Source organism: Streptomyces sp. DT2A-34 (genome assembly GCF_030499515.1).
Classification (GTDB): domain Bacteria; phylum Actinomycetota; class Actinomycetes; order Streptomycetales; family Streptomycetaceae; genus Streptomyces.
On sequence record NZ_JASTWJ010000001.1, the window covers coordinates 7,465,416 to 7,484,160 of the forward strand.

Below are 18,745 nucleotides of genomic sequence, written 5' to 3' on the forward strand. Positions count from 1 at the left end.
TGGCACTCCGTGCCATCAGACGGCCTGCGACGCGACGTAGGAACCACGCTTCTCGACGGCCATCTGGTAGAGCCGGCCGGCCCGGTAGGAGGACCGGACGAGGGGGCCGGACATGACGCCGGAGAAGCCGATCTGCTCGGCCTCCTCCTTCAGCTCCACGAACTCCTGCGGCTTGACCCAGCGCTCCACGGGGTGGTGGCGGACGCTCGGGCGCAGGTACTGCGTGATGGTGACGAGCTCGCAGCCCGCGTCGTGCAGCTGCTGGAGCGCCTCGCTGATCTCCTCGCGGGTCTCGCCCATGCCGAGGATCAGGTTCGACTTGGTGACCAGGCCGTAGTCGCGGGCGTCGGTGATGACCTTCAGCGAGCGCTCGTAGCGGAAGCCCGGGCGGATGCGCTTGAAGATCCGGGGCACCGTCTCGACGTTGTGCGCGAAGACCTCGGGGCGGGAGGCGAAGACCTCCTGGAGCAGCTCCGGTACGGCGTTGAAGTCCGGGGCGAGGAGCTCGACCTTGGTGCGGCCGGCCTCGCGCTGAGCCGTCTGCTGGTGGATCTGGCGGACCGTCTCGGCGTACAGCCAGGCGCCGCCGTCCGGGAGGTCGTCGCGGGCGACGCCGGTGATGGTGGCGTAGTTCAGGTCCATGGTGACCACGGACTCGCCGACGCGGCGCGGCTCGTCGCGGTCGAGCGCCTCGGGCTTGCCGGTGTCGATCTGGCAGAAGTCGCAGCGCCGGGTGCACTGGTCGCCGCCGATGAGGAAGGTCGCCTCACGGTCTTCCCAGCACTCGTAGATGTTGGGGCAGCCGGCTTCCTGGCAGACGGTGTGCAGGCCCTCGCTCTTCACGAGGTTCTGCATCTTCGTGTACTCGGGACCCATTTTCGCCCGCGTCTTGATCCATTCGGGCTTGCGCTCGATGGGGGTCTGGCTGTTGCGGACCTCCAGGCGCAGCATCTTGCGTCCGTCGGGTGAGACTGCGGACACGTCGGCTCCCTGTAGCTTCGATTCTTCGGCGTACACCAGGGTACGCCCGTGCGTTTTGCGCCTCCGGGCTGGGCAACCTTGCGGAACGCCGGTGCATTCCTGCGCGGGCCTCGAGTCTCGCCCCCGCCGCCCCTACCCGTCCCATCCTCAAGGGGCTCCGCCCCTTCGGCCCCGGCCAGGGGCTCTGCCCCTGGACCCCCGCTCCTCAAACGCCGGAGTGGCTGGATTTACGCAGCCGGTGTCTTTTCGATCTCCCGTGGCTTCAGTTCCGCGTTCTCCAGTACGTCCATCAGGTGCCGCTCGACGACCGGCAGCACCTCGTCGATCGTGACGTCCCGGCCGAGCTCGTTCGCCAGTGAGGCGACACCCGCGTCCCGGATCCCGCACGGGATGATCTTGTCGAACCACTCGTTGTCAGGGTTCACGTTCAGGGCGAAGCCATGCATGGTCACGCCCTTCGCGACCCGGATCCCGATCGCCGCGATCTTGCGGTCCTCGCGCCGCTGGCCGGCGTTGGAGGGCGCGTACTCGGGGCCGTTCAGGCGGGGGTCGAACTCCTCGTCGGTGAGACGCGGGTCGAAGTCCAGGGACAGGCCGCCGAGCGCGGGACGCCGCTCGACCGGGTCACCCAGGACCCACACCCCGCTACGGCCCTCCACGCGCGTGGTCTCCAGGCCGAACTCCGCGCACGTGCGGATCAGGGCCTCCTCCAGCCGTCGTACGTGCGCCACGACGTCCACCGGGCGCGGCAGCTTCTGGATCGGGTAGCCGACCAGCTGGCCGGGGCCGTGCCAGGTGATCTTGCCGCCGCGGTCCACGTCGATGACCGGCGTGCCGTCCAGGGGCCGCTCGTTGTCCGCCGTGCGCCGCCCAGCCGTGTAGACCGGGGGGTGTTCGAGCAGCAGGACCGTGTCGGGGACCTCGTCCTCGAACCGCGCCGCGTGCACCCGGCGCTGCTCGTCCCACGCCTCCTGGTACTCGACGGCGTCCGCGCCGAATCCCATGCGGACGAACCGCAGTTCACTCACGGCCAGCCTCCTTGGAAGCCCTGGAAGGTCGTAAGGCACAAAGCGTGCCCACGCCACTGTACGACCGGCGCGTTCGGGTGATGCCTCCCGGCCCCGCGTCAGCCCGGTACGGCAATCCTCACACGATCGGATGAATGGGTGGGGAAATGTGCGATCGGCTGTTTACTCTCCGCTACATTCGCGCCGTTCGAGAGGCCAAAAGGGCAGCTCACCGGCAATCCGGGCACTCGGCGGCCGAACTCGCCCGCGAGGCCCGAAAGGCAGGAGACCGCACCGCAGATGACGGAACGACCCGCGCAGCGCACTCCCAACCGCCAGCTCGCCGCGCTCATCGCAGAAGCGGGATTCTCCAACGCGGGTCTCGCCCGCCGGGTGGACCAGCTTCGGCCTCGAACACGGGCTTGATCTCAGATACGACAAGACATCGGTCACACGCTGGCTGCGCGGACAGCAGCCGCGCGGCACCACCCCCGCCCTCATCGCCGAGGTCTTCACCCGCCGCCTCGGCCGCCGGCTCTCCGCCCAGGACCTCGGCCTCGACGCCTGCGCGCCCGTGTACGCGGGGCTGGAGTTCGCCGCGACCCCCGAGGAGGCCGTCGACATCGTCAGCGGCCTGTGGCGCAAGGACTCCGGCAGCCATGCCGAGCTCCGCAAGATCGCCTTCACCCCGGCCGGCCTCGTCGTGCCCAGCCGGGACTGGCTGATCGGCCGCGCCGACGAGAAGGTGGGCCGCGGCGAGCCGATCGCCCGCATCCCGGCCCAGAGCCGTCCAGGGGCCGTACCCCGCCAGCGCGGCCAGGCGGAGCGCGGCCCCGGCCAGAAGGTCACCGGCGGCGACATCGCCGCGCTGCGGTCGGTGGGCGAGCTGTTCCGCTCGCTCGACGACATGTACGGCGGCGGCCACGCCCGGCAGGCGCTCGTGCGCTACCTGGAGCACGAGTGCGAGCCGATGCTGCGCGGCACCTACGGCGAGCAGACCGGCCGCAAGCTGTTCGCCGCCGCCGCGGACCTCACCAGGCTCGCGGGCTGGACGTCGTACGACATCGCGGCGCACGGGCTCGCGCAGCGCTACTTCGTGCAGTCGCTGCGCCTCGCGCAGGCGGCCGGGGACCGGGCGTACGGCTCCTACGTCCTGGTCACCATGAGCCGCCAGGCCGTCTACCTCGGGCACGGCCGCGAGGCCGTCCAGCTCGCGCGCGTCGCCCAGCAGGGCGTGGGGACCAGCGCGCCCCCGGTCGTCCAAGCCCTGCTGCACGCGTGCGAGGCGCGCGGGCACGGCGTACTGGGCGAGGTGCGCGCCTGTACGGCCTCCCTGGTGCGGGCCGAGCGCGCCCTCGAAGCGGCTCGCCCCGGCGATGACGTCCCGCACTGGGCGCGGTTCTTCGACGAGGCGCAGCTCGCCGACGAGTTCGGGCACTGCCACCGGGATCTGCAGCAGTTCCGGGCGGCGGCGCAGCATGCGGAGCGGTCGCTGCAGCTGCGTGCGCCCGCGTACGCCCGTAGCCGGCTGTTCTGCCGGGTCGTCCTCGCCTCCGCGCGTCTGGGCCTCGGGGAGCTCGACCAGGCCTGTGCGCTCGGCGCGGAGGCCGCGGGCGCTGCCGCGGAGATGCGGTCCGTGCGGGCGATCGAGTACGTCAAGGACTTCGAGCGGAGGTTGGAGCCGTATCGGGATGCGGCGCCGGTGCGGGGATATCGGGACAAGGTGGCGGCGTTGCTGTAGGAGGTATCGCCGTAACTCCGACCGGCTGCATGCCACCGCGGCTTCGCTGTGGCTTGTCGCGCCCACGCGGCGGAGCCGCATATCGATACAGCCCCGCGCCCCTTTCGGGGCGCGGGTGTGCCGTCGGCCTCAGGCGGCTGCCCTTAACGGCTCCGCCCTGTGCAGGGACCCTGCCGCTCCCAGGTCCGTGAGGATCGCCGCCGCCGCGCGGTGGGCCGAGTGGAGGGCGCCCTGGACCGTGCTGGTGTCGCGGTGGTCGCCGCAGACGTACAGGCCCGCCAGGAGGCGCACGGGGCGGCGCAGGTCGTGGGGTGGGCGCATCGCCGGGACGGCCTCGGGGGTGTGGTGCACGGCGAGGGTCTCCCAGCGTGCCGTGGAGGTGCCGTAGAGGCGGGCCAGGTGCATCCGTACGGCCGTGTCGATGTCGGGCGGTGGTGTGCCCAGGACCGTCGACGAGACGAGTGCCCGGCCCGCGGGCGCGCGGCTCGGGTCGACCTGGCTGGTCACCGCCGTGTGGGCGACCGGGCCGCCGCGGTCGGCGTCCAGCAGGAGCGAGGCGCCGGTCGTCGGCGGTTCGTCGGTGGTGTGGTGGACGACCGTCATGGGGTGGAAATCCGGTACGCGCAGGCCCGGCAACAGCTCGGCGGCGGTTCGCGCGTCCGTCGCCAGCAGGACGGCACGGCACCGTATCTCGCCGTGCTCCGCGGTGGTCACCGACGTCGTGGCGACCGAGGTGACGCGCACGCCGGTGTGGACGGTGCCCGGCGGCAGCGTCCGCGCCAGCAGCTCCGGCAGCGCCTCGGCGCCGCCCTCGGGCACGCACAGGCGGCCGCTCGCGAAGGCACGCAGCGCGAGGTCCGCACACCGGCTGGACGTCGTCAGCTCCGGGTCGCACAGCAGCGCGGCGAGCAGGGGGCGCAGAAAGCCGTCGATGGTCCGCGCGGGGACGCCCCGTGCCGCGAGGGCCTGCGCGGCCGGCAACTCGGGGCGGGCCAGCAGTCGTTCGACGGGTGACGCGGCGAGGCGGGCCAGCGCGGCACCCAGTCGGGCCTGGTCGACGGCGGTGCCCAGCGGAGCACCCGCGCGCACCCTCGGCAGGGACGTCTGGCCCGCGACACCCCGCACGGACGCCGCCCGAGGGGCGTTCGCCAGGGCGCGCACCGCATGCAGTGCGCCCCTCGCGCGCCTGGCGCTCATCGGCCTCGCCCATGCGCCCGCGCGGTGCCGGCGGCCGTCGCTGTGCAGCAGTACGCCCGGCGCGAAGGGGCGTAGCGTGAGCGTGTCGAGCGATGGGGTCAGGCGTAGTTCGGGATACGACGTCGACAGGAGCTGGCCGATCCGGTCGAGCCGGAACCCGTCGATCTTCTCGGTCGACATGCGGCCGCCCGGGTAAGGGGCGGCCTCCAGGACCGCGGTCGTTACTCCTGCGCTGGTCAGTCGATGCGCCGCGGAGAGTCCGGCGACCCCGGCTCCCACGATGACGACGTCCGCCTGGTACGCGGGCTCAAGCACGTGCCCCTCCTCGAGGTTGCGCGGCCGGTGGAGACGTCATGCCCCCAACAGGCTCCGGGGATACCCGAGTTCGGGACGAGGTTAGGGCTCCGATCGGTCAGAAACAGTCGCGCATGGGCAGAGCACGGTCGCACGGTGGTCGCATACGGACGCCCGCTCCTGGTCGTCTTTCTCGTCTTTCACTCCGCTCCGGGTTGCCCTTTACTCGGCGGCAGCCCGGATCGCCCCCTCGATCTCCGGAAACGCGAAGGTGAAGCCCGACTCCAGCAACCGCGTCGGCAGCACCCGTTGGCTGCCCAGCACATCCCCGGCCAGCTCACCGAGCACGGCCCGCAGTACGGGCGCCGGGACCGCGAAGAGCGTCGGCCGATGCAGCACCCGCCCCATGACCTCGGTGATCTCACGGTTCGTCAGCGGCCGCGGCGCGGTCACATTGAACGGCCCGGACAGGTCCTCCCGGTCGATCAGATGCCGGATCGCGGCCACCTCGTCGTGCAGCGAGACGAACGACCAGTACTGCCGACCGTCCCCCATACGCCCGCCGAGCCCGGCCTTGAACAGCGGGAACAGCCGTCCCCAGGCCCCGCCCTTGCGGGCCACCACCAGCCCCGTGCGCGGGAACACCGTCCGCACGCCGGCCTCCCGCGCGGGTGCCGCGGCGCCCTCCCACTCCAGGACCAGCGCAGGCAGGAAGCCCTCACCGGGCGGGGCGCTCTCGTCGACCTCCCGCTCGCCGGTCTCGCCGTAGTAACCGATCGCGCTGCCGTTCACAAAGACCCGCGGCGGCTCGTCCAGCGATGCCATCGCCTCGGCCAGCGCCGCCGTGCCCAGCACCCGGCCGCTCCGGAGCTTCGCCTTGTACGCCTCCGTCCAGCGGCGCGAGCCCACGTTCGCCCCGGCCAGGTTGACCACCGCGTCGCACCCGGCGAGCCCGGCCACGTCCACGTACTTCGCCTCCGGATCCCAGCGCACCTCGTCCTCGGACCTGGGCGCGTGGCGCACCAGCCGCACCACCTCGTGGCCGTCCGCGACCAGGGACCGCACCAGGGCGCCGCCGATGAGGCCTGAGGAGCCGGCCACCGCGATTCTTGAAAGTTGCATGACTTCATCCTGCCTCTGACCACATGCTGCATTTTCCCGGGGGTGACCCCCGGCCCCCCAGCCCGGTCGGATTCCCGTGCCCCGGTCATAGGGTGGCGCTCATGCCCGAGCCGCACCAGTCGCCGTTCATACGCGCCGCCCTGCCCGACGACGAGGAGGAGCTGTCCCTTCTCGACCGTGCCACGTGGTCACTTCTGCACGAGGTCGTGCCGAAGCAGCAGCCGCCGTACCGGCCGTTCTTCGACGAGCGCCACGCCGCCGACGACTGCCTGGTCGCCGAGCTCGGCCGCCGCATCGTGGGCTACATCCGCCTGGGCTTCCCGACCCCGCTCGCCGCCAACGCGCACGTACGGCAGATCCAGGGCCTCGCCGTCGCCGACGAAGCCCGCGGCCGCGGGGTCGGCCGGGCCCTGGTCCGCGGGGCCGTCGAGGAGGCCCGCCGTAGGGGAGCGCGCCGTATCACGCTGCGCGTCCTCGGCCACAACACACCCGCCCGGGGGCTGTACGAGTCCGAGGGGTTCGTGGTGGAGGGGGTGCTGCCCGGGGAGTTCTTCCTGGGCGGGGAGTACGTGGACGACGTGCTGATGGGGCGGGGTCTCTGAGGGCGCCCGCTGGTCGTTCGTCTCGCGAGTCCGCACGGCGGGCGGCGCTCACGACGTGACGAGGTCACCCGTGGCCACCGGGGCCGTCGCGTTCGCGGCGCGCTTCGCGTCGGAGGCGACCTCGGCCGCCGTCAGAACGTAGCCGGTCTCGTTGTCCGAGGTGGAACGGGCGAAGACGACGCCGAACACCTTGCCGTCGGTGGTCAGCAGCGGGCCGCCGGAGTTGCCCGGGCGGACGGTGGAGCGGATGGAATAGATCTCGCGGGTGACGGTCTCGTCGTTGTAGATGTTCTGGCCGGTCGCCCGCACCCGGTTCGCGACCGTGGCCGCCTGGAGGTTCAGGTCGCCGTCCTCCGGATAGCCCGCCACCACCGCAGAGTCTCCGCGGGTGGCGTCGTCGTCGAACCGCAGGACCGGGGCGCGCAGATCGGGGACGTACAGCACGGCCACGTCCCGCTCCGGGTCGAAGAGCACCACGCGTGACTCGTACGACCGCCCGACGCCGCCAACCCGGACGCTCGGTTCGTCGATGCCGGCCACGACGTGGGCGTTGGTCATCACGTGCCGCGGGGCGTAGACGAAGCCGCTGCCCTCGCGGCCCTGGGTGCCCGAGACGCCCTCGATCTTGACGGTGCTGAGCTTGGCGGCGTTCGTGGCGGCGGCGGTGACGCTGTCGCCGGTGGGCTTGGCGACCTCGGCGGTCGACTCGTTCTCGAACGGGTTGAAGACCTGCGGGAAGCCGGCCTGGGTGAGCGCGGAGGTGGCCCGTGAGAACCAGGCGGGTGTGGTCTCCGGCATCGCGTCCTGAACAGTGCCGAGCAGCCGGGAGTCCCGGATCGCGGACGAGAGCAGCGGGGAGGAGGACGCGGCAAGAACGCTTGCCGCGACCCATGCCACGATCAGCACGGCCACCGAGTTGGCCACGGCCCCGCCGACTCCGTCGGCCACTCTCAGCGGTCCGCGCTCCAGCTCCCGGCGCAGCCGCAGCGCCAGCCGGCCCGCCAACTCGTGCACCACCACCGCCGGGACCAGCACCGTGAGCACCGCGGTCACGGTCGCCTGGGTCGTACCCGGCGTGACCAGGTCCATCATCCACGGCAGGATCCATACGCCGATCACCGCGCCGCCGATGAAACCGGCCAGCGAAACGCAGCCGGCCACCAGTCCACGCCGGTAGCCCGATGCCGCGTAGGCCAGGATCACCAGCAACAGCAGGATGTCGAGCAGGTCCACGGAGCCGCCTTTCTCTCGGACCCCTTAGTACGCGCGCGAGGCGCCTGTTGATCAGCACACGCACGCGTACTGATCGGAACCGGCCACCCTGCGTGCACCTGGAGAAACGCCCCGGACCAGGACGATGGTTCCACCGGGTGGCACACCACACATCGCGGGCGGACCGGATCCGTCGGACAGTAGGACCATGCGTGTCTTCCGACGGGTCACCCGACGGGTCTTCCGACGAACGCGGGGGCGACGAAGACCTCGTGCCGTACGCATACCTTGGGCTGCGCGGATACGGGGGGTGGCGGGGGCGGGGGATGGGGCTGCGCGTGGGTCCGGTGAGGGGTGGGAGGAGCGGGCCGGGGGTGGGTCGGGTGCGCGGTGGGAGCGGGCCAGGGGTGGGTCCGGTGCGGGGCGGGGGGAAGTGGCTGCGCGCGGGCCGGGGGTGGGTCGGGGGGAGGGGGATGCCTGCGGGCCGGGTGTGGGGGAGGACGACGATGCGCGCGGGCCGGGACCAGGCCGTGTGCGGGGCGCGGTGTTCGGGCCGGGAGTAGTAGGGCGTCTGGGCGGGGCGGTACTTGAGCCCGGAGAGGGGTGTGTGGAGGGCGCGGTGGTCGAGCCCGGAGAGGGGTGTGTGGACGGCGCGGTGGTCGAGCCCGGAGAGGGCTGTGTGGAGGGCGCGGCGGTCGAGCCCGGCGTGGGGCGGCGGGTTGGAGGCGCTGCGGGTGAGGCTGGTTCGGAGCGTGAGCCGGGGGCGCGGAAAGCCTCAGGAGCGCGGGCGGGGAGGGGCACGGGAGCGCCGGGTACCTGGCGCCGGGCGCGGGCCGGACGAGCTGCGGACGGCGGGCGGGCCACGGATGCCGGGCGGACGTCGGTGGGTGGGGCAGCGGCGGATGTCCGGGGGGCGACGCCGGATTCGGGCGCTTCGCGCGGTGCCTCGCAAAGGTCGCCGGGTGGGCGAGACGAGCCGGGGGTGCGGGATGAGCCGGGGGTGCGGGATGAGCTGGGGGTGCGGGATGAGCTGGGGACGAGGGCAGGGCAGGCCGGGCGAGAGGGGTCGTCCGGGCAGGAACAGCTGGTCGAGGGCGAGCAACTGGGTGGGCGGGCCCAGTCGGACGGGCGGGAGCAGCCGGTCGTGCGTGATGAGCCCGTCGTACGGGAGCAGTCAGCCGTGCGGGAGGGGTCGTGCGGGCAGGAACGGCTGGCCGAGTCGGAGCATCCCAGTGGGCAGGAGCGGTTGGCTGGGCGGGAGCGGTCGGCTGCGCGGGAAGGGGCGGCCGGGCGGCAACGAGCCCTGAGAGAAGAGCCCGTCGCAGGTGAGCAGTCGGTTGGGCGGGAGCAGCGGGTTGTGCGAGGTGAGCCTGGCGTACGGGAGCGGCCAGCCGTGCGGGAGGGGTCGTGCGGGCAGGAACGGCTGGCCGAGTCGGAGCATCCCAGTGGGCAGGAGCGGTTGGCTGGGCGGGAGCGGTCGGCTGCGCGGGAAGGGGCGGCCGGGCGGCAACGAGCCCTGAGAGAAGAGCCCGTCGCAGGTGAACAGTCGGTTGGGCGGGAGCAGCGGGTTGTGCAAGGTGAGCCTGGCGTACGGGAGCGGCCAGCCGTGGGAGAAGAGCCGGTCGGGGCGGCGCGGCGTGACGGGCCGGTGTCCGGTGCCGCGCGGCAGGCCCCACGCGGGCGGCGCCCTCGAACCTTGTGGCAGGCCGGGGCCGGGCGGCGGTCCGGGGCCGGACAACACTCCCGAGCCCAGCGCGACTCCCGAGCCCGGCGTCATCCCCGAGGCTGGCGGCAGCTCCGAGCCGGGCGGCAGTCGGGGGACCGGCTGCAGTCCCGAGACCGGCTGCGGGCTCCTGCCGGGAGGCAACCCCGGATCCGGCTGTGGCCCTCTGCCGGGCGGCAACCCTGGATCCGGCTGTGGCCCTCTGCCCGGCGGCCACCGCGAACCCGGCTGTGGCCCTCGGTCGCGCAGCGGTGCCGAGCCCGGCTGTGGCTCCCTGCCGGGCGGCCGTCCCGAGGTACGCCGCAGTCCCTTGCGGGGCGGCGGATACCGCCCGTCGTGCTCGTGCTCCTCGGCTGTCTTCCCGGTCTCGCCGCCGTACTCGCGCTGGCGCTGTGCGCGAGCGGGGTCGAGCGGAGTGTCGCGGCGTCCGGGCGGCAGGCCGTGGCGCGTCACGCCACCCCGCACAAGGCGGCCCGGCCGCACATCGTGCCGAGGACGGTCTGGCTGGACGACGACACCCGGCACGCCCAGCCGCCCCCGCGCTACGACGACAGAGTCGTCGCCGTGTTCGTCCACCACACCGACTCACCCAACGGCTACGACTGCGCCGACACCCCCCGCATCATCCGCTACCTGTACGCGGGCCAGACCGGCTCCCGAGACTGGGACGACATCGGCTACAACTTCCTCGTCGACCGCTGCGGCACCATCTACGAGGGCCGCGCGGGCGGCGTCGACCGCCCCGTCACCGGCGCCCACACCCAGGGCTTCAACCACCGCACCGCCGGCATCGCCGCCCTGGGCACCTTCACGGCGGGCGTCCCCGTGCCGAAGGAGATGACCGACGCGATCGCCGCGCTGGCGGCCTGGAAACTGGGGCTGTCCGACACCGACCCGCGCGCGAGGGTCCGCCTGACCTCCAGCAACAGCCACAGCCGCTACGCCGCCGGCACCAGCACCACGCTCCCCGCCCTGGCCGGCCACAAGGACGGTTACATGACCAGTTGCCCAGGCGCGGCGCTCAGCGCCCTCCTCCCGGAGATCAGGGAGACGGCGGCCCGCTTGCAGGGCAGACGCTGATCCGCGCGCTTCCCCCACCGCCCGCCGCAGCACCGCCCACAGACCCACCAGCCACACATCAGCCCACCGGCATACCGCCCCCGCCCACCGCACGGCCAACCGACAGCCCGCCCGCCATGCCACCCCCCTCATGCCGTCCCCCAACCGTCACCGCCGCCCGAGATAAACCCCCAACGCCCGCTGCAGCACCCTCCCCTGGCTCCCCACCGGCAACTCCCACTCCCCGAGGTACTCCACGGCCCGGCCGCCCGTGCCCGTCTTGAAGTGGAGGCGGCCGAGCAGGCGGTCCTCGGTGAGGGCGGGGGTGATGGAGCGCAGGTCGTAGGTCTCGGCGCCCGCCGCCCGCGCGTCACCCAGCATGCGCCACAACAGCGCGCTGCTGGGCCGCAGTTGGCGCCCGCGGCGGCCGGACGCGGCGTACGAGTGCCAGGCCCGGGAGCCCACGTTGATCATCAGGGCCGCGGAGAGCACCTCGTCGTCGTACTCGGCGAGGTAGAGGCGCAGCCGGTCGTCGTCCTCGGCGTTCAGGGCCTTCCACATGCGCCGGAAGTAGTCCAACGGGCGGGCCTTGAAGCCGTCGTGGGCGGCGGTCGCGGAGTACAGGCGGTGGAATTCGGGCAGGTCGGCCGCCGAGCCCCAGGAGACCCGGACGCCCGCCGACTCGGCCGTACGCAAAGCCTGCTCCCAGTGCGGTGCGAGGGCGCCGCGCAAATCGTCCATCGAGCGCCCCGCCAACGGGATCTCACAGCCGTAGCGCGGCTGGCCGACGCCGAAACCGCTCCCGTCGTCCTCGTCGCACCGCCGCCACCCGAGCCGGCGCAGCCGCTCCGCGGCGTCGAGCGCGTATCCGTCGATGCCGGCCGTCGGCAGATCGTGCAGATGACGTACGTCGGGGTCGGCGATCCCGGCCGACACGGTGGCGGCGTCCCAGTGACGTACGACGAGGGGCGGCCCGATCCGGACCGAGAACGCCCCGATCCGCTTCACATGGGCGACGAGCGGGTGCAGCCACCGCTCCAGGCGCGGAGTGCGCCAGTCGATCGCGGGACCGTCGGGGAGGTAGGCGAGGTAGCGCCGGGTCCCGGGCAGCGGCCGGTACAGGACCAGCGCCGCCGCGACCATGTCCCCGTCCTCGAACCAGCCGACGCTCTCCGGCAGCCAGTCGGGCTTCACATCGCCCCACTCGGGGATCTGCAGGTGGCTCGCGTCGGGATACCGCCGCAGATGGGCGAGGTGCTCCGTGCGCGGTATCTCCCGCACGAACAGGCTGGTCATGGGCTGGGTGCTCCAGGTCGGGGCGGCCACCCTAAGCCGGAGATCACGGAACCGGTCAAGAGACGTGGCGTGAACCTTCCCGACCCGCCCGGTGACGTCGGTCACCAGGCCGGAACGCCTGACAGGTTTCTCGTAGCCGACTCACTGATCACCCCGAGACTGCCTCCCTATCGTCATGCACACGCACTGACCGGAGGTGGGGATCATGAACAGCAACAGCAACAGCAACAGCAACAGCAACAACAGCCGCGCGCGGGTCTGGACGGTGGTCTGTGCCGTCGCGACCGTCGTCCTGGGACCGGCCGCCGTCACGGCGTCCGCGCTGGACCAGGCCAACAAGGCCCCGATGTACCACGCGGTCAAGGCCGAGCAGACGCAGGCCTACATCCCGTCGGACCTGAGCCGCAGGCGGGCCGCCGTCGCCTGAAGCGCCTGAAGCGACCGAAGCGACCGAAGCGACCGAAGCACCTGACGTTCTCTCTCAGTCCTTGAACCGCTCCCACAACCTGGGATACCGCTCCGCCAGCGCCCGTTCGTTCTCGAAGTCGACCGGCGCGCCCTCCGGTTCCGAGGGCGCGGGGGCGATGCCGAGGTCGGGGGCGACGGTGCCGGTGAGCTGCTCGTAGGCCTCGTCCGCGGCGTAGCCGAGTTCCTCGCCGTCGCCGTCGAACTCCTCGTCGAAGTCGCCCAGCAGGTCGGCGAGCGAGTCGGGCTCGTGCACACCGCCCTCGTACACCTCGCGGCCCTGGCCGATCAGCCAGCACCGGAAGAAGTCGAACGCGTCGTCGCTGGCCCCGTCCAGCAGGACCCAGGCGGCGCCCCACAGATCCCAGGTGTACGCGCGGTTGTAGCGGGCCTCGAAGTGACGGGCGAAGTCCAGGACCATGTCGGGGTCCAGTTGGAGCAGCTTGTCCACGAGCAGGTCGGCCTGCTCCTCGGGGTCGCCCTCGGCGGCCTCGCGGGCTGCGTCGATCAGCTCCCAGAACTCCGTCTCGTCCATCACGGGTCAAGCATCGGCCCTGTGCGGGTGGGGCGCACGTGGAGTGCGACGGATTGTTATCGTCCCGCGGACCTACCTCTCATGAGCGGTCATGAACGGTACAGCGTGGCCAGCCGTATCGCATCGCCCGCGAACCGCTCCCGCAGTGCCTCCGGCGCGAGCACCTCGACCTCCGGGCCGAGCGACGCGAGCTGGGAGTGGGCGACCTCCTCGGATTCCACCGGGAGGGTCAGCGTCACCCATCCGTCCCCGTCCGGGGCGCCCGCCGCCTCCAGCGCCTCCCGCGCGGACTGCGGATCGAAGGCGTACGGAAGTCCGCGCACCCCGCTCGGGGACACCCGCACCACGACCTCGGCCCGCAGAATGGACCGCGCGAACTGCTCCGCCCGCTCGTCCCAGAAACCCGGCAGATCGAACTCCTCGTCCCGCTCGAACCGCTCGGCACCGGCGTCCACGGCGGTGAACCGGTCGATGCGGTACACCCGGTACGACCCGCGCCCCGCCGCCACGCGGGCGCACAGGTACCAGACCCCCGCCTTCAGCACGAGGCCGTACGGCTCCAACTCCCGCTCGACCTCGGCCTCCCCGCGCCGGTACCGGGCGACGATCCGCCGGTCGTCCCACACCGCGTCCGCGACGGCCGGCAGCAGCTCGGGCGTCTTCGGCTCCCTGAACCAGTTCGGGGCGTCGAGATGGAACCGCTGGGCGGCGGTCCGGGAGGCGTCGCGCAGGGAGGGCATGAGGGCGGCCGACACCTTCAGCCGGGCGGCGGAGGCGGCGTCCTCCAGCCCCATCTCACGCAGCGCCCCCGGCACCCCGGACAGGAACAACGCCTCGGCCTCGCTCCGCGCGAGCCCCGTCAGCCGCGTCCGATAGCCGCCGATCAGCCGGTACCCCCCGGCCCGCCCCCGATCGGCGTACACCGGAACCCCCGCCTCCGACAACGCCTGCGCATCCCGCGTGACCGTCCGCTCGGACACCTCCAGCTCCCGCGCCAGCTCGGCAGCGGTCATGGAGGGCCGGGACTGGAGCAACAGCACCATCTTGATCAGCCGGGCAGCACGCATACGGCCATGATGCCGGGGGCCACTGACAACGCCGTCAACGACGACGAAGGGGTACGGCAGCCGCCGTACCCCTTCACTGACCGTCAGCTGTTACAGCCCGTACTTCTCCCGGGCTTCCTTCACCGCCGTCGCCTTGACCTCGCCCCGCTTCGCGAGCTGCGCCAGGGCCGCGACGACGATCGACTGGGCGTCGACGCCGAAGTGGCGGCGGGCCGCCTCGCGGGTGTCGGAGAGGCCGAAGCCGTCCGCGCCCAGCGAGGAGTAGTCCTGCTCGACCCACTGCGCGATCTGGTCCGGGACCTGGCGCATGTAGTCGGAGACCGCCAGCACCGGGCCCTCGGCACCCTGGAGCGCCTGACGGACGTACGGCACCCGCTCCTCGCCGCGCAGCAGGGCCGCGTCGGCCTCCAGCGCGTCACGGCGGAGTTCCGTCCAGGAGGTCGCGGACCACACGTCGGCCGCCACGCCCCACTCCTCGGCGAGCAGCTTCTGCGCCTGAAGCACCCAGTGGATCGCGGTGCCGGAGCCGAGGAGCTGGATGCGCGGGGCGTTGGCCACCGGCGACAGCTCGGCCGACTCCGCCGTGTTGAAGCGGTACAGGCCCTTGACGATGCCCTCGTCGATGCCGAGGCCCTGCGGCTTCGCGGGCTGCGGCAGCGGCTCGTTGTAGACGGTGAGGTAGTAGAAGACGTTCGGGTCCTCACCCGGCGCCGCCTCGCCGTACATCCGGCGCAGACCGTCCTTGACGATCGCCGCGACCTCGTACGCGAACGCCGGGTCGTACGTCAGCGCCGCGGGGTTCGTCGCCGCGATCACCGGCGAGTGGCCGTCGGCGTGCTGCAGGCCCTCGCCCGTCAGCGTCGTACGGCCCGCCGTCGCACCGACCAGGAAGCCGCGGCCCAGCTGGTCGCCGAGCTGCCACATCTGGTCGGCCGTGCGCTGCCAGCCGAACATCGAGTAGAAGATGTAGAACGGGATCATCGCTTCGCCGTGCGTGGAGTACGCGGTGGACGCGGCGATGAAGTCGGCCATCGAACCGGCCTCGGTGATCCCCTCGTTGAGGATCTGGCCGTTCTTGGCCTCCTTGTAGTACATCAGCTGGTCGCGGTCGACCGGCTCGTACGTCTGGCCCTTGGGGGAGTAGATCCCGAGGGACGGGAAGAGGCTCTCCATACCGAAGGTGCGCGCCTCGTCGGGGACGATCGGCACCCAGCGCTTGCCCGTCTCCTTGTCGCGGACCAGGTCCTTGATCAGGCGGACGAAGGCCATGGTCGTGGCCACGTTCTGGGAGCCGGAGCCCTTGTCGAAGGAGGCGAACGCCTTCTCGGCGGGGGCGGGAAGCGGCGCCACCGGGTGGACGCGGCGGGCCGGGGCCGGGCCGCCGAGGGCCGCGCGGCGCTCCTGGAGGTAGCGGACCTCGGGGGAGTCGGCGCCGGGGTGGCCGTAGGGGACGACCCCGTCGACGAAGTCGCTGTCCTTGATCGGCAGGTCGAGCAGGTCGCGCATCGCCTTGAACTCGTCCACCGTCAGCTTCTTCATCTGGTGGTTGGCGTTCTTCGACGCGAAGCCCTCGCCGAGGGTGAAGCCCTTGACCGTCTGGGCCAGGATGACCGTCGGCGCGCCCTTGAACTCGACGGCGGCCTTGTAGGCGGCGTAGACCTTGCGCGCCTCGTGGCCACCGCGGGAGAGGTGGAAGCACTCCAGGATCTTGTCGTCGCTCAGCAGCTTCGCCATCTCGACGAGCGCCGGGTCCTTGCCGAAGAAGTCCTGGCGGATGTATGCGGCGTCGCGGGTCTGGTACGTCTGGACCTGCGCGTCCGGTACCTCGCGGAGCCGTCGTACGAGCGCGCCGGTGGTGTCGAGCTGGAACAGCTCGTCCCAGGCCGTGCCCCACAGCGTCTTGATGACGTTCCAGCCGGCGCCGCGGAACTGGGCCTCCAGCTCCTGCACGATCTTGAAGTTGGCGCGGACCGGGCCGTCGAGGCGCTGCAGGTTGCAGTTGATGACGAAGGTCAGGTTGTCCAGGCCCTCGCGGGAGGCCAGGGCGAGGGCCGCCGTGGACTCCGGCTCGTCCATCTCGCCGTCACCGAGGAACGCCCACACGTGGGACGCCGAGACGTCCTTGATGCCGCGGTTGGTGAGGTAGCGGTTGAAGCGGGCCTGGTAGATGGCCGACAGCGGGCCGAGGCCCATGGACACCGTCGGGAACTCCCACAGCCAGGGCAGGCGGCGGGGGTGCGGGTACGACGGGAGTCCGTTGCCGCCGGCTTCCTGGCGGAAGTTGTCGAGGTGGGTCTCGTTCAGGCGGCCGTCGAGGAAGGCGCGGGCGTAGATGCCGGGGGAGGCGTGGCCCTGGATGTAGAGCTGGTCGCCGGAGCCGACTGCCTCGCCGGTGTCCTTGCCCTTGAAGAAGTGGTTGAAGCCGGTCTCGTAGAGCCAGGCCGCGGAGGCGAAGGTGGCGATGTGGCCGCCGACGCCGTGTTTGCTGCCCCGGGTCACCATCGCGGCCGCGTTCCAGCGGTTCCACGCGGTGATACGGGACTCCATCGCCTCGTCACCGGGCACGGACGGCTCGGCGGCGGTCGGGATGGTGTTGACGTAGTCGGTCTCGAGAAGTTTGGGCAGCGCGATGCCGGTGCCCTCGGCACGCTCCAGCGTGCGGCGCATCAGGTACGCCGCACGGTGCGGCCCGGCCGCCTTGGCGACCGCGTCCAGCGAGGCCTGCCATTCGGCGGTCTCCTCCGGGTCACGGTCCGGGAGCTGGTCGAGCGCGCTCGGCTGGATGGCGTTGGGGTCGGTCATGTCGCCGCCTTCCTCAGTCGAAGGGGTTCCCTCAATCGGTAAGGGTTCGGGGGTGCCCTTGGTCTTTGGCAGGACAGGGCTGAGGCCTCGGTGCGGTGGCACCTTGCGGCTCTGCCGCGTGGCCCGTCGCCGACTGTAACCCCCTGATCGATGATCGATCAAAGGGTGGAGGGCTAAAAAGTCTCGACATCGAGAAATTGGCATCCGGTGCCGGGGAAACAGGCACGCGGTGCCGTGTTTCCCCTGCTCACCTGAGTTCCGAGCGGCTAGCTTGGGCGGGTTGTGTCAGCCCATCGCCGCCTGCGGGGGCGTCCCGGTCTCCGTCGGGCCGGCGGCGGACTGCCGGTCCTGCTCGGCCTCGGCGCGTGCCCGCTCCATGCGTGCGTGATCCTGCTGATGCCGTGCGGCCTGCTCGCGGGTGATCACCTCGGTGGCGGCGCCGACGGCGACCGCGACCGGCCATGCCATGGCTCCGGCGGCGGCCATCCCGCCGAGGATCCCGTAGAAGGCCAGCCTGCGGGGCGTGGGGAGCAGGGACGTGGCGGTGGAGGCGGCCGTGGCGGTGGCCGCGGACGTGGCCTTGCGGGCGTTGGTGAACAGGTCGCCCGGTGTCACGTAGGGGATGGGAACCCGGGGGTGGGCGGTGTGCAGATGGACCACCTTGCCGCCGGTCCGCTTCTCCTCGTGGTGCTCCGGCTCGGTCTGGGGTGCGGCGCCGGTCGGGGCCGGTTGCTGTGGCTGTGCTTGCTGTGGCTGGAGCTGTGGCTCTGGCTGTGGCTGTGGGGAAGTCATAGCCGTCCTCCCCTGCTGGAGAGCGTGGGTAGTGGGTCCTCCCAGCCGCCTTCCATCGATGAGCACGGATAAACCCGTCCTGAAGGGGCAATTCGCCCCGATTGCCGTACCCGGCGCGGGCTACTCGCCCTCGTGCCGAGGCGCGCACCCGAGCACATGGGCCTTGACGAGCTCGGCGATCCGGGGATCCCGGCGCTGGAACGCGGCCACCAGCTCCTCGTGCTCCTCCGCGTACGACTGCTGCACCGTCCCCAGCCACCGGATGGACAGGGCCGTGAACACCTCGATGCCGAGGCCCTCCCAGGTGTGCAGCAGCACGGAGTTGCCCGCCGCCCGCACCATCTCGCGGTGGAAGGCGACCGTGTGCCGCACCTGGGCCGTGCCGTCGGCCTTGCGGTCGGCCTCGTACAGGGCGCTGACGTGCGGCTCCAGAGCGGAGCAGTCCTCTGCGAGGCGGTCGGCGGCCAGTTCCGCGGCGATGGCCTCCAGGCCGGCCCGGACCGGGTAGCTCTCTTCCAGATCGGCCGCGGTCAGACTCCGTACGCGTACGCCCTTGTTGGGCGCGGACTCGATCAGCCGCAGCGACTCCAGCTCGCGCAGGGCCTCGCGTACCGGCGTCTGGCTGACCTCCAGCTCGGTGGCGATACGTCGCTCCACGATCCGCTCGCCCGGCTGCCAGCGCCCGCTGATGATCCCCTCCAGGATGTGCTCGCGGATCTGTTCGCGCAGCGAGTGGATGACGGGGGCGGTCATGAGGGCTCCTTAGGGCGCGTTGACGTTTAGACAATACGGCCGGTGCGCTCCGCCGGGAGGGCCGACGGGGGTGCTTTGGTGCAGGTGAGATGAGACT

15 protein-coding genes and 1 pseudogene are annotated in these 18,745 nt (G+C 72.0%); 4 read left to right on the plus strand and 12 right to left on the minus strand.

Annotated elements, in window-relative coordinates:
- Window positions 1-15 precede the first annotated feature (15 nt).
- On the minus strand, window positions 16-981 hold the full coding sequence (lipA, locus tag QQM39_RS33320) for a lipoyl synthase (RefSeq protein ID WP_302001267.1): 966 nt from the start codon (window positions 979-981) through the stop codon (window positions 16-18).
- A gap of 227 nt (window positions 982-1,208) precedes the next feature.
- Window positions 1,209-2,009: a lipoyl(octanoyl) transferase LipB gene (lipB, locus tag QQM39_RS33325; protein ID WP_302001268.1), complete on the minus strand. Its 801-nt coding sequence runs from the start codon at window positions 2,007-2,009 to the stop codon at window positions 1,209-1,211.
- Window positions 2,010-2,288: 279 nt separating this feature from the next.
- On the opposite strand from lipB, the pseudogene QQM39_RS33330 reads away from it, so the two are divergent.
- Window positions 2,289-3,729 (plus strand): annotated as a pseudogene (locus QQM39_RS33330) (regulator).
- A gap of 129 nt (window positions 3,730-3,858) precedes the next feature.
- Here QQM39_RS33330 and QQM39_RS33335 read toward each other — a convergent pair.
- Entirely contained in the window at window positions 3,859-5,241 is a 1,383-nt protein-coding gene (locus QQM39_RS33335) for an NAD(P)/FAD-dependent oxidoreductase (RefSeq protein ID WP_302001269.1), read from the minus strand.
- A gap of 201 nt (window positions 5,242-5,442) precedes the next feature.
- On the minus strand, window positions 5,443-6,342 hold the full coding sequence (locus tag QQM39_RS33340; RefSeq protein WP_302001270.1) for a TIGR01777 family oxidoreductase: 900 nt from the start codon (window positions 6,340-6,342) through the stop codon (window positions 5,443-5,445).
- 101 nt (window positions 6,343-6,443) lie between these two features.
- Here QQM39_RS33340 and QQM39_RS33345 point away from each other — a divergent pair, with 101 nt between their 5' ends.
- Window positions 6,444-6,944 carry a GNAT family N-acetyltransferase gene (locus QQM39_RS33345; protein WP_302001271.1) on the plus strand — a complete coding sequence of 167 codons (501 nt, stop codon included), beginning with the start codon at window positions 6,444-6,446 and terminating at the stop codon, window positions 6,942-6,944.
- Between the two features lie 48 nt (window positions 6,945-6,992).
- Here the strand turns inward: QQM39_RS33345 and QQM39_RS33350 are convergent, their stop codons facing one another.
- Window positions 6,993-8,177, minus strand: coding sequence for a MarP family serine protease (locus QQM39_RS33350; RefSeq protein WP_302001272.1), 1,185 nt, complete (start codon window positions 8,175-8,177; stop codon window positions 6,993-6,995).
- Window positions 8,178-9,330: 1,153 nt separating this feature from the next.
- Complete coding sequence (locus tag QQM39_RS33355; RefSeq protein WP_302001273.1) at window positions 9,331-9,894, minus strand: hypothetical protein; 564 nt, start codon at window positions 9,892-9,894, stop codon at window positions 9,331-9,333.
- 327 nt (window positions 9,895-10,221) lie between these two features.
- Here QQM39_RS33355 and QQM39_RS33360 point away from each other — a divergent pair, with 327 nt between their 5' ends.
- The gene (locus tag QQM39_RS33360; RefSeq protein ID WP_302003815.1) at window positions 10,222-10,959 is read left to right on the plus strand and encodes a peptidoglycan recognition protein; all 738 of its coding nucleotides are present in this window, start codon (window positions 10,222-10,224) and stop codon (window positions 10,957-10,959) included.
- 147 nt (window positions 10,960-11,106) lie between these two features.
- Here the strand turns inward: QQM39_RS33360 and QQM39_RS33365 are convergent, their stop codons facing one another.
- Window positions 11,107-12,234, minus strand: coding sequence for a peptidoglycan bridge formation glycyltransferase FemA/FemB family protein (locus QQM39_RS33365; protein WP_302001274.1), 1,128 nt, complete (start codon window positions 12,232-12,234; stop codon window positions 11,107-11,109).
- A 205-nt stretch (window positions 12,235-12,439) separates the two neighbouring features.
- Between QQM39_RS33365 and QQM39_RS33370 the strand changes: the two genes are divergently transcribed.
- The gene (locus tag QQM39_RS33370) at window positions 12,440-12,661 is read left to right on the plus strand and encodes a hypothetical protein (RefSeq protein WP_302001275.1); all 222 of its coding nucleotides are present in this window, start codon (window positions 12,440-12,442) and stop codon (window positions 12,659-12,661) included.
- Window positions 12,662-12,715: 54 nt separating this feature from the next.
- Here QQM39_RS33370 and QQM39_RS33375 read toward each other — a convergent pair whose 3' ends face one another.
- From QQM39_RS33375 to QQM39_RS33395, 5 genes are all read right to left on the minus strand, one after another.
- Window positions 12,716-13,234: a DUF4240 domain-containing protein gene (locus tag QQM39_RS33375; RefSeq protein WP_302003816.1), complete on the minus strand. Its 519-nt coding sequence runs from the start codon at window positions 13,232-13,234 to the stop codon at window positions 12,716-12,718.
- 89 nt (window positions 13,235-13,323) lie between these two features.
- A complete protein-coding gene (locus tag QQM39_RS33380; RefSeq protein WP_302001276.1) occupies window positions 13,324-14,301 on the minus strand; it encodes a YafY family protein in 978 nt (325 codons plus the stop codon).
- A 90-nt stretch (window positions 14,302-14,391) separates the two neighbouring features.
- Window positions 14,392-17,103, minus strand: coding sequence for a pyruvate dehydrogenase (acetyl-transferring), homodimeric type (gene aceE, locus QQM39_RS33385; protein WP_302001277.1), 2,712 nt, complete (start codon window positions 17,101-17,103; stop codon window positions 14,392-14,394).
- 285 nt (window positions 17,104-17,388) lie between these two features.
- Window positions 17,389-17,895, minus strand: a complete 507-nt coding sequence (locus QQM39_RS33390; RefSeq protein WP_302001278.1) for a hypothetical protein — start codon at window positions 17,893-17,895, stop codon at window positions 17,389-17,391.
- A 120-nt stretch (window positions 17,896-18,015) separates the two neighbouring features.
- Window positions 18,016-18,648: a GntR family transcriptional regulator gene (locus tag QQM39_RS33395; protein WP_062702734.1), complete on the minus strand. Its 633-nt coding sequence runs from the start codon at window positions 18,646-18,648 to the stop codon at window positions 18,016-18,018.
- Between the last annotated feature and the right edge of the window lie 97 nt (window positions 18,649-18,745).